General features: G+C 65.0%; 10 protein-coding genes. 7 read left to right on the top strand and 3 right to left on the bottom strand.

Going from position 1 to position 10,582, the window contains the following annotated elements; translation table 11 throughout:
- Positions 1-472: 472 nt before the first annotated feature.
- A complete protein-coding gene (locus tag AB0313_RS21650) occupies positions 473-1,039 on the top strand; it encodes a type 1 glutamine amidotransferase domain-containing protein (RefSeq protein ID WP_366308346.1) in 567 nt (188 codons plus the stop codon).
- Positions 1,040-1,169: 130 nt separating this feature from the next.
- A complete protein-coding gene (locus tag AB0313_RS21645; protein WP_366308344.1) occupies positions 1,170-2,645 on the top strand; it encodes a DHA2 family efflux MFS transporter permease subunit in 1,476 nt (491 codons plus the stop codon).
- Between the two features lie 14 nt (positions 2,646-2,659).
- Here the strand turns inward: AB0313_RS21645 and AB0313_RS21640 are convergent, their stop codons facing one another.
- Positions 2,660-3,496 (bottom strand): alpha/beta hydrolase, encoded by an 837-nt coding sequence (locus tag AB0313_RS21640; RefSeq protein ID WP_307305452.1) that lies wholly within the window; start codon positions 3,494-3,496, stop codon positions 2,660-2,662.
- Between the two features lie 65 nt (positions 3,497-3,561).
- A complete protein-coding gene (locus tag AB0313_RS21635; RefSeq protein WP_366308342.1) occupies positions 3,562-3,978 on the bottom strand; it encodes a hypothetical protein in 417 nt (138 codons plus the stop codon).
- Between the two features lie 5 nt (positions 3,979-3,983).
- Here AB0313_RS21635 and AB0313_RS21630 point away from each other — a divergent pair, with 5 nt between their 5' ends.
- Positions 3,984-4,469 carry a hypothetical protein gene (locus AB0313_RS21630; protein ID WP_366308340.1) on the top strand — a complete coding sequence of 162 codons (486 nt, stop codon included), beginning with the start codon at positions 3,984-3,986 and terminating at the stop codon, positions 4,467-4,469.
- On the opposite strand, the gene AB0313_RS21625 is transcribed toward AB0313_RS21630, so the two are convergent.
- Positions 4,447-5,361, bottom strand: coding sequence for an alpha/beta hydrolase (locus AB0313_RS21625; protein WP_366308338.1), 915 nt, complete (start codon positions 5,359-5,361; stop codon positions 4,447-4,449). The two genes, AB0313_RS21630 and AB0313_RS21625, sit on opposite strands and share 23 nt — an antisense overlap.
- 69 nt (positions 5,362-5,430) lie before the next feature.
- Here AB0313_RS21625 and lysS point away from each other — a divergent pair, with 69 nt between their 5' ends.
- From lysS to AB0313_RS21605, 4 genes are all read left to right on the top strand, one after another.
- The gene (gene lysS, locus AB0313_RS21620; RefSeq protein WP_307309555.1) at positions 5,431-6,969 is read left to right on the top strand and encodes a lysine--tRNA ligase; all 1,539 of its coding nucleotides are present in this window, start codon (positions 5,431-5,433) and stop codon (positions 6,967-6,969) included.
- A 2-nt stretch (positions 6,970-6,971) separates the two neighbouring features.
- Positions 6,972-7,148 carry a hypothetical protein gene (locus AB0313_RS21615; RefSeq protein WP_307309557.1) on the top strand — a complete coding sequence of 59 codons (177 nt, stop codon included), beginning with the start codon at positions 6,972-6,974 and terminating at the stop codon, positions 7,146-7,148.
- Positions 7,149-7,285: 137 nt separating this feature from the next.
- Positions 7,286-7,618: an Lsr2 family protein gene (locus AB0313_RS21610; protein ID WP_141944448.1), complete on the top strand. Its 333-nt coding sequence runs from the start codon at positions 7,286-7,288 to the stop codon at positions 7,616-7,618.
- A gap of 343 nt (positions 7,619-7,961) precedes the next feature.
- Positions 7,962-10,454 (top strand): ATP-dependent Clp protease ATP-binding subunit, encoded by a 2,493-nt coding sequence (locus AB0313_RS21605; RefSeq protein ID WP_141944445.1) that lies wholly within the window; start codon positions 7,962-7,964, stop codon positions 10,452-10,454.
- Positions 10,455-10,582: the final 128 nt, after the last annotated feature.

Here is a 10,582-nt window from a genome sequence, read left to right as displayed (position 1 = left end):
CTGTCCAGATTCGAGCGCGGACTCACCCGCGACGACCACTTCTTCCAACGCTACTCAGACTGGCTCAACACCAATTGACAGCTATAGGAGCATCATTCAGACCCGGCAGACGAGGGGATCGTGGCTGGGGGATCGTTGGGCGCCCGGCCCGCGCAGCCCATGGCGCCGCTCCCCAAAAAGCCGCGCGCCGCCGTCGTACGCCTTGCCGCTGCGCAGGTTCGTTTCCGCAGCCCAAGCACCCGGCGCGACGAGTAATTTGCGCCGCGGAAATGCGTAGCGCGCAGCAGGAGGAACCTACGCGTCGAACGCGGCACATTTGCCGCGGAAGTCCGCAGTGGCAGCGCCATCGGGAAAGATAGTCAGCTTGCTTATTACTTTTTACTTTCCTAGGCTGGAAAGCGTCAGGCAATCAACTCTCGGGCGGCATGCCGTGTGCCTAAAGGCCGCGGGCCGCCTCAGGCGAGGAGGAACAATGTCAGAGCACAGCATCGCAGGCAAGAAGGTCGCATTCCTGCTCACTGATGGAGTGGAGCAGGTAGAGCTCACCAGCCCCTGGCAGGCTGTTAAGGACGCCGGCGGCGAGCCCACCCTGGTTGCGCCAAAGAGCGGCAAGCTGCAGGGCTACAACGGCACGGAGAAGGGCGATACCTTCGACGTCGACATAACGGTCGCCGACGCCGACGCCTCCGACTTTGACGCGCTGGTCCTTCCCGGCGGCGTCGTCAACGCAGACCACCTGCGCGTCGACAAGGACGCCCAAAACTTCACCCGCAGCTTCTTTGAGCAGCACAAGCCGGTGGCATCGATCTGCCACGGTCCCTGGCTGCTGATCGAGGCTGGCGTGATCAAGGGCCGCAACGTCACGTCCTACTTCACCCTGGAAACCGATCTCAAGAACGCGGGCGCCAACTGGACCGACCAGGAAGTGGTGGTGGACCAGGGTCTGGTGACCAGCCGGAACCCTGATGACCTCCCGGCGTTCAACAACAAGCTGGTGGAAGAAATCTCCGAAGGCCAGCACGCAGGGCAGACCGCCTAAAGCAAATCCCTAATGTTCCCTCAGGGGTAAAAAGAACCCATGCGGAGGAATTACTCCAGCGGGTAGAGTGTTGGAATCTGCAGCGGCGCCGACCGCGCATCACTCTTAAAACACCCCTGAGGGAACACCCATGTCTACCGAGACCTCTCCCAACGCCAGCGGCCAGTCCGTCAAAAACCAAGGATCCCGGCCTGCTGCCCCGGAGAAGATGTCCCGGGAGTCCGTGACCATCATCAGTACGCTGCTGGTGGCGACGTTCGTGGTGATCCTCAACGAGACCATCATGAATGTCGCCCTGCAGCGGCTTATGGTGGACCTCCGCGTGGATGCGCCCACCGTCCAATGGCTGTCCACCGGATTCATGCTCACCATGGCCGTGGTCATCCCCACCACCGGATTCATCCTCCAGCGCCTCTCCACGCGGGCGGTCTTCATGCTTGCCATGGGCCTGTTCGCGGGCGGGACAGCGCTTGCGGCCATGGCGCCCGGGTTCGAAGTCCTGTTGCTGGCACGCATCGTCCAGGCCGGCGGCACCGCCATCATGCTGCCGCTGCTGATGACAACCATCCTCACCCTGGTTCCGTTGTCCAAACGCGGCGCGGTCATGGGGAACGTCAGTATCGCCATCTCAGTGGCCCCCGCTATGGGGCCCACCGTTTCCGGCCTGATCCTGGAGCACTTCACGTGGCGGTTCATGTTCGTCTTCGTCCTGCCCGTGGCCCTTGCCGCGCTGGCCATTGGGGCGAAATACCTCACCAACGTGGGCGAGGCGGAAAAGGGGAAGCTGGACGTCCTGTCGGTTATCCTCACCGTCCCGGCCTTTGGCGGCCTGGTCTACGGCCTCAGCCAGATCGGCGCCGGCCACGGCGGCCAGGCGGGGCCTGGTATAGGTGCCATCGCTGCCCTGGCCATCGGCGTCGCTGCGCTGGCGGTATTCGTCCTGCGCCAGGTCCGCCTGCAGAAGGCCGCCGCGCCGCTGCTGGACCTGCGGGCCTTCAACTTCCGGATGTTCACCGTCTCGGTCCTGCTGATGGTGGTGGCCATGATGGCCCTGTTCGGCGGCGTGATCCTGCTGCCGCTCTACCTGCAGCAGGTGCGCGGCCTCGGTTCGCTCGAAACCGGACTGGCGCTGCTTCCCGGCGGCCTTGCCATGGGCCTGCTTGGCCCGGTCATTGGCCGCGCGTTCGACAAGGTGGGCCCGCTGCCGCTGACCGTCACGGGGTCCCTGCTGATGGTGGCCACACTTTGGCAGTTTTCAATGCTCGACGCCGGCACGGCAGTCTGGTGGATCATCACCCTTCACGTGGGGTTGAGTTTCGGCCTCGCGCTGCTGTTCACCCCCGCCTTCACCACTGGACTCAACCCGCTGCCCCCTCACCTCTACTCCCATGGTTCGGCGATCATGAGCACCACGCAGCAGGTGGCCGGCGCCGCGGGCACCGCGCTGCTGGTGTCTATCTTCGCGGTGGTGAGTGCCGCGTCCGGCCTGGTCGCCGGAATGAGCGCCGCCTTCATGACAGCGACCGTCATAGCCCTGGCCGCCGTCGTGCTGTCCGCGATGATGCGCAAGACCGAAGGCGCTACGGCAGGGCACGGCGCGCACTGACTCAACCGGCGACACTAGCCGGCGAAGAAGTCGCTCAGTTCCTTGATCAGCTTGTCCGGAGCCTTGATGGCGCCGTCGTGGCCGAAGCCCGGCAGGATGGTGTAGCTGGAACCGGACAGGACATCGTGGATCTGGCCGCAGGCAATGCCGAAGTACGCCGGGCTCTTTTCACCCACCACAATCAGCGTCTCCAAGGGCAGCGCCTGGAACGGTTCGGCAGGCATGTCCGCAGCAATGATGGCCCTGATCTCGCGGACGCCGGTGCGCATCAGTTCACGCTGCTGCTTGCCTTCCGTGGTGCCCGCTGTCAGCTTGTTGGCAAGCGTCAGCATGGAGAGCGGCATGCGCGACGAGAAGGAACCGCCTGCCTCCAGGCCTCGCTGGATCACGGCCAGGGCGCGGTCGTCGTCGCCGGCGGCGATCGCCTTCTCGTATTCCCCAATCCAGTTGGCGGTCACGCTGCCGTTTACGGACACCGCGGGGTCGTAGACGGCCAGTCGCTCCACCGGAAGGGTCCGCGCGGCGTGCAGGGCAACCGCGCCGCCGAAGCTGTGTCCAAAGACGTCCGTGCTGGACGTGTGCTTCATGACGGTATCGAGGTCCCGGATATCCACGTCCAGTGTGTAATCCTCGGGCTGCGGGGACGATGAGCCGCGGCCGCGACGGTTGAACGTGTGCACCGGCCGGCCCAGGGCTGCGCTCAGTTTCTGGGCAAATTTGGTGTAGTCGGCGGCCGTCACCATGGAGGGCGGTACCACCACCACTCCCGACCCTGCCGTGGCAAGTTCCGCGCCGGTGGAGAAGAGCTCAATCGTGCCGCCGTCGGGGGTCCTGATGTTCTCTCGCGTCATGCTCCGAGCCTAGCTGAGCAAACTCGGTGGGGCGTAAGGGACGCGGGTGTAACGGACGCCCTGGCTCAGGCCAGCCCGTCGATGAGGGCCCGGCTGGCGCCCCGGATGGCCGGGAGATCGTGGCCAAGCCCGCAAAGAATGAGCCCGGCGTCCGCAGCCTGCATGGCCGACTCCGGACCAACCGCCCCATCCGCCCGGAGGTAGATCAGGGATTCGACAAGCCGGAAGGTGAAGTCGCCTCCGTCCGTTCCCTTAGGGGTCGCCGGCAGGCTCCCGCCCAGCTCCCCGTACAGCCGCCGCAGCTCCTGCCGATCGCTGAGGAACCGGGCAAAGCGGGTGCTCCGCACCTCCGGCAGGTGGTACAGGACGCCCAGGTTCCAACGGGCACTGCATAGCTGGGTGCCGTCGTAAAGCGCGACGGCGTGCAGCCGGCTTCCTGCCGGGCCTTCGGTTCCCGGGGATCCGGCAGGAAGCGCGGCCACGGACCGTGCGAACTTCCTGGCCCCTGGCCGCGGGGGCTGGTGCCGTACCTCTGGTGGTGGTGGGTGCGCACCGCAAGGGGCAGCCGCTGGCGCCGCAACTGGAGGAGCTCGGCGCATTCTGGGATGGCCCGGTTCGGACGGCTCCGCGCTACCGGATGGTGACCCTGGACACGGTGCCGCCCAAGCCGGGCGTGTACCGGTCCGACGACGGCGCCGAGCTGGTGGGGGAGCGGTGGCTGCTGTCCCCGGCCGCCCTGGGGACGTTCCTGGCAGCACTCCCCGAACCCATGCTGCTGGGGTCCGTTGAGCTCGCTGATGGTTCCACTGCTGTCGGGTTCGCCTGCGACGCCGTTGCCGCCCGGCACGGGGAAGACATCACCGCATGGGGGGATTGGCTGGCCGACCGCAGTGTGGCACCGAAGCCGCGGACTGTGTGGCGGGGCCTCGGAGAGGTGGCGCTCGCCGGGTTCAGCCGCGGGGAACGGGGATAGCGTCAGGGGTGTCCGGGCGGGGATTCCCGCCCGGACCTTCGTCCTTGAAGTACGCCGAGATGTCCGCCACCAGTTCCTTGACGGCAGCCGGGATGGAACCGTGGACGCATTTGGGGGATAACTGGTAGGTGCTCCCCGGGACCGCTGCGTGGAGCCGTTCCGCCGTCACCTTGTAGTAGCTGGGGCTCTTTCCGCCGGCCATGAAGTGGGTGCAGGGAGGGAGCACGCTGAAGTCTCGGGCGTGGTCCTTCTCGTCGTACGCGGCCCTCAGCTCGCCCACGCCGCTGGGCATGACCTGGCGGAACATCCTGTTGACCTTGGTACGGGACAGTATCGCCATCAGGCCCGCCAGTACCGGGTCCGGGATCCTGGCCATGGCGGAGCCCGCGCTGGTTGCTTTTTTCATGTGGGCCAGTGCATGGCCCACCCTGCCGTTGTTCACGGCATCCTCGAACCCGTCCAGCCACCTGGTGTCGATGCTGCCGTCAATGTTCACCGCCGCGTCATAGACCGCAAGCTTGTCCGGTACAAAGCCGCTCCCGGTGAACTCCTGCACCGCGTTCAGCGCCACGGATCCGCCCAGGCTGTGGCCCAGGATGTTCCGTGCGCCGGTGGCGGCGAGGACGGTCCGGACATCCTCGATTTCCGTCGCCATGGAATAGTCCGGGGGCTGTTCGGTCGAATTGCCGCGGCCCCGGCGGTCATAGACGTCAACCGCCCAGCCTTCACCCAGGCCCTTCGCCAGCTCGATCGAGAACGGACGGTAGATCAGGGCCGTAAGGAACGCGCCGCCGATCAGCAGCACCCGCTGTTCCCCGGGCGCATCCTCCGTGCCGTAGCTGTATAAAGCCAGCCTGCCGCCGTCGTGCGTTGGAAGTAGCCGTTCTTTCACCCGCCCAATCGTAGGGCCCCAGCCTGCGGGGCAGCTGGGAATCCGGGTTTTGAAGTCCCGGTAAACTTGATGATTGTGACTTCCCAAAACACCCCCGCGCCCAAGAACGCCCCAGAGCCCGTAGACGCCAGCGAGCAGATGCGGATCCGCATGGAAAAGCGCGCCAAACTTCTTGAGCGCGGCGCGGAGGCGTACCCCGTGGGAGTGGAGCGGACGCATTCCCTCGCCGAGATCCGGGAAAAGTACGCCCACCTCGAGGCGGACGACACCACCGGGGACATCGTGGGCGTCACCGGCCGTGTGGTCTTTGTCCGCAACACCGGCAAGCTCTGCTTCGCCACCCTGCAGGAGGGCGGCACCGACGGCAAGGGAACGCGCCTGCAGGCCATGCTCAGCCTGGCCAACATCGGCGAGGAAGCCCTCGCCGACTGGAAGGCCCTGGTTGACCTTGGCGACCACGTTTTCATCAAGGGTGAGGTCATTTCCTCCCGCCGCGGCGAGCTGTCCATCATGGCCGACTCCTGGTCCATGGCCTCGAAGGCCCTTCGCCCGCTGCCGGTGCTGCACGCGGACCTCAACGAGGAAACCCGCGTCCGGCAGCGCTACGTGGACCTGATGGTCCGCGATGAGGCGCGCGAAATGGTCTACACCCGCGCCGCGATCACCCGCTCCATCCGCGAAACCCTGTTCCGCCACCGCTACGTGGAGGTGGAAACCCCCATCCTGCAGCTGGTGCACGGCGGCGCGCTGGCGCGTCCGTTCGAGACCCACATGAACGCCTTCGACCAGAAGATGACCCTGCGCATCGCCACCGAGCTGTACCTCAAGCGTGCAGTGGTGGGCGGCATCGACCGCGTCTACGACATGGGCCGCGTATTCCGCAACGAGGGCGTGGACTCCACCCACAGCCCGGAGTTCACCACCCTTGAGTGCTACGAGGCCTGGGCCGACCAGTTCATCATGGCCGAGCGGATCAAGGAGATCATCCTCGACGCCGCCGACGCCGTGGGCGCCGGCCGCGTCCTGCAGACCGAGGCGGGGGAGATCAACCTCGACGGCGACTGGGCCTGGCTGCCGGTCTACCCCGGACTGTCCGACGCCGTGGGGCTGGAGATCACGCCGGACACCTCCGCTGAGGTGCTTCGGGAAATCGCAGCCAAGCACGACGTCAAGGTGGATCCCAAGTGGGACGCCGAGAAGCTGGTGGTGGAACTCTTCGGCGAAATCGTGGAGCCCACCCTGCTCAACCCCACCTTCGTCTACGACTACCCGCCCTCCGCCCAGCCGCTGGCCCGCCCGCACCGTGAGGATGGCCGCCTGATCGAGGCCTGGGACCTGATCATCGGCGGCATGGAGCGCGGCACCGCCTTCTCCGAGCTGATCGACCCCGTCATCCAGCGCGAGCGGCTCACCGAGCAGTCCCTGCACGCGGCCGCCGGCGACGTGGAGGCCATGCAGCTTGACGAGGACTTCCTGCGCGCCCTGGAGTACGGCGCTCCTCCCATGGGCGGCATCGGCCTGGGCATCGACCGGCTGGTGATGCTGTTCACCGGCGCCGGCATCCGCGAAACCATCCTGTTCCCCCTCCTGAAGCCCGAAGGGCACTGACCATGGAATACGTAGCAGTCATCCTTCCCTCCCTGGTGGTGGGCCTGCTGTTCTGGTTCGCCATGAAGGCGATCTTCAACGCGGACAAGGCCGAGCGGCAGGCGGAGGCCGCTGCCCAGGCCGAAGCAGATGCCCGTCCGGTGCCTCCCGCGGACCGGCCGGACCCCGAATCCAAATAACAAAACCCCCTGTTTCCACGGTTTATCCCCAGGGAACCATTAGGCGCTTTGACGCGTTGCCAAGATAAGAGTCATACTTTTTTTGGGAAACATCCTGCTTTTCTGAAAACCGACTTTCCAGCAAGAGGAAGACCTTAATGGCACAGAAAGTAAACATCATCCTCGTTGATGATTTGGATGGGGGATCCGCGGACGAGAATGTTAAGTTTGGCCTCGACGGGGTCAACTACGAGATTGACCTGTCGGCAGCCAATGCCGCTGAACTTCGGTCTTCACTGGAGAGGTTCATCAACGCAGCACGCAAGGCGTCCGGCGGCGGCCGTGCGCAGCGGGCAAAGGCACCAGCCGGTGGCCGCAGCCACGATTCGGCGCAAATCCGGCAATGGGCGCGGGATAACGGCTACACCGTTAACAGCCGCGGCCGAATTCAAGCCGAAATCCAGGAAGCCTACCAAAAGGCAAATTCCTAGGGCTGCCTTCGGCTCCACTGAAACCCCGCTTACCGCCGCAAGGCGGGGCGGGGTTTTCAATTTTGATATGGGAAGCTGCACGTGCAACCGGCGGTTGTTCATAATGACGCCATTCGGGCGTTTCCCGGCTGTCCAAACCCCGCAGCCCTATTCCATGCGGTGCGCGGTTCAATAGCTGCCCTGCCCTGCTATTTTCTGCGCCTGCGGGCCCGGTCCGCCGTGCTGCAGCTTCCTGCGGCCGGTATTCCCGCAAGACACCCGGTTTCCCCTGTGGCGAACACGCTCCACAACTCAGGACCGGCCACGTAGCATCAAAGTACGTCGTAGCTAGGAGTGTGGCGAAATGTTTGAGCGATTTACGGACCGTGCCCGTCGCGTAGTTGTGCTTGCCCAAGAAGAGGCACGCATGCTGAACCACAATTACATCGGTACCGAACACATCCTCTTGGGTCTGATCCATGAGGGTGAGGGTGTTGCCGCCAAAGCTCTTGAGTCTTTGAGCATTTCGCTCGACGGCGTTCGCGAGCAGGTGCAGGAGATCATCGGGCAGGGCCAGCAGGCTCCCTCCGGCCACATCCCCTTCACCCCACGTGCCAAGAAGGTACTGGAGCTCTCGCTGCGCGAAGCCCTCCAGCTGGGCCATAACTACATCGGCACGGAGCACATCCTGCTCGGCCTGATCCGCGAAGGTGAAGGCGTTGCCGCCCAGGTGCTGGTCAAGCTCGGCGCCGACCTCAACCGGGTCCGCCAGCAGGTCATCCAGCTCCTCTCCGGCTACCAGGGCAAGGAAACCACCGGCGCAGGCGTCGGCGGCGGACAGCCCGAGGGCGCACCCGCCGGCTCCGTGGTCCTGGACCAGTTCGGCCGCAACCTGACCCAGGCTGCGCGCGAGAACAAGCTGGACCCGGTCATCGGCCGCGAGCAGGAAATGGAACGCGTCATGCAGGTCCTTTCCCGCCGCACCAAGAACAACCCTGTCCTCATCGGTGAGCCCGGCGTCGGCAAGACCGCCGTCGTCGAAGGCCTTGCCCAGGCGATCGTACGCGGCGACGTTCCGGAGACCATCCGGGACAAGCAGCTCTACACCCTGGACCTTGGTTCGCTGGTGGCTGGTTCCCGTTACCGCGGTGACTTCGAAGAGCGCCTGAAGAAGGTACTCAAGGAGATCCGCACCCGCGGCGACATCATCCTGTTCATCGACGAGATCCACACCCTTGTGGGTGCCGGTGCCGCCGAAGGCGCCATCGATGCAGCCTCGATCCTGAAGCCCATGCTGGCCCGCGGCGAGCTGCAGACCATTGGCGCCACCACCTTGGACGAGTACCGCAAGCACATCGAAAAGGACGCCGCCCTGGAGCGCCGCTTCCAGCCGATCCAGGTCAAGGAACCCTCCGTGGCACACGCCATTGAGATCCTCAAGGGCCTGCGCGACCGGTACGAGGCACACCACCGCGTCACCATCACCGACGGCGCCCTGGCCTCCGCCGCCAGCCTCGCCGAGCGCTACATCTCGGACCGCTTCCTGCCGGACAAGGCGATCGACCTGATCGACGAAGCCGGCGCCCGGCTGCGCATCCGCCGCATGACCGCTCCGCCGGAGCTCAAGGCAATGGACGAGCGGATCTCCAAGCTGAAGATGGAGAAGGAATCCGCCATCGACGCCCAGGACTTCGAAGGTGCAGCTTCGCTCCGCGACAAGGAGCAGAAGATGATCTCCGAGCGCGCGGAGAAGGAACGCCAGTGGAAGTCCGGCGGCATGGACGACATCTCGGAAGTGGATGAGGACCTCATCGCCGAAGTGCTGGCCAACTCCACCGGCATCCCTGTCTTCAAGCTGACCGAGGAAGAATCCTCGCGCCTGCTCAAGATGGAAGAGGAACTGCACAAGCGCGTTGTGGGCCAGGACGAGGCCATCAAGGCACTCTCCCAGGCCATCCGCCGTACCCGTGCAGGCCTCAAGGACCCCAAGCGCCCCGGTGGCTCGTTCATCTTCGCCGGCCCCACCGGCGTCGGCAAGACCGAACTGGCAAAGGCACTCGCGGAATTCCTGTTCGGTGAAGAGGATGCCCTCATCACGCTGGACATGTCCGAATACTCCGAGAAGCACACCGTTTCGCGGCTCTTCGGTGCCCCTCCGGGCTACGTCGGCTACGAAGAGGGTGGCCAGCTGACCGAGAAGGTCCGCCGCCGTCCGTTCTCCGTGGTGCTGTTCGACGAAGTGGAAAAGGCCCACGCGGACCTCTTCAACTCGCTGCTGCAGATCCTCGAGGACGGCCGCCTGACCGACTCCCAGGGCCGCGTGGTGGACTTCAAGAACACCGTGATCATCATGACCACCAACCTGGGTACCCGGGACATCTCCAAGAGCGTCGCCACCGGCTTCCAGTCCGGCACCGACACGCAGACCGGCTACAACCGCATGCGTGCCCGTGTCACCGAGGAGCTCAAGCAGCACTTCCGCCCCGAGTTCCTGAACCGTGTTGACGACGTCGTGGTGTTCCCGCAGCTCACCCAGGACGAGATCATCGAGATCGTGGACCTGTTTGTGACGCGCCTGGAGAAGCGCCTCAAGGACAAGGACATGGGCATCGAGCTGACCAAGGCCGCCAAGGTGCTCCTGGCAACCCGCGGCTACGACCCCGCCATGGGTGCCCGGCCGCTGCGCCGCACCATCCAGCGCGAGATCGAGGACCAGCTCTCCGAGAAGATCCTGTTCGGCGAGATCCACCCCGGCGACATCGTCGTGGTGGATGTCGAAGGCGAAGGCGACGACGCGAAGTTCACCTTCGCCGGCAACGCCAAGCCCCGCATCCCGGAAATCGCCCCCAGCGTCTAAGTGCCACACTCGAAAGCCCCGCCACTCCACACGGAACTGGTCCCCGATTGTTGGACTCACAAATGTGTGATGTTCACTTTAGCGACTAGCGTGGGCTCTTCACGGAAGTTCCCCGCCCCCACCTTGGG

It is taken from the genome of Pseudarthrobacter sp. NPDC080039 (assembly GCF_040702335.1).
Lineage (GTDB): Bacteria > Actinomycetota > Actinomycetes > Actinomycetales > Micrococcaceae > Arthrobacter > Arthrobacter enclensis_A.
Note: the sequence above shows the minus strand (reverse complement) of the source record. Positions and strands in the feature narration are given on the sequence as shown.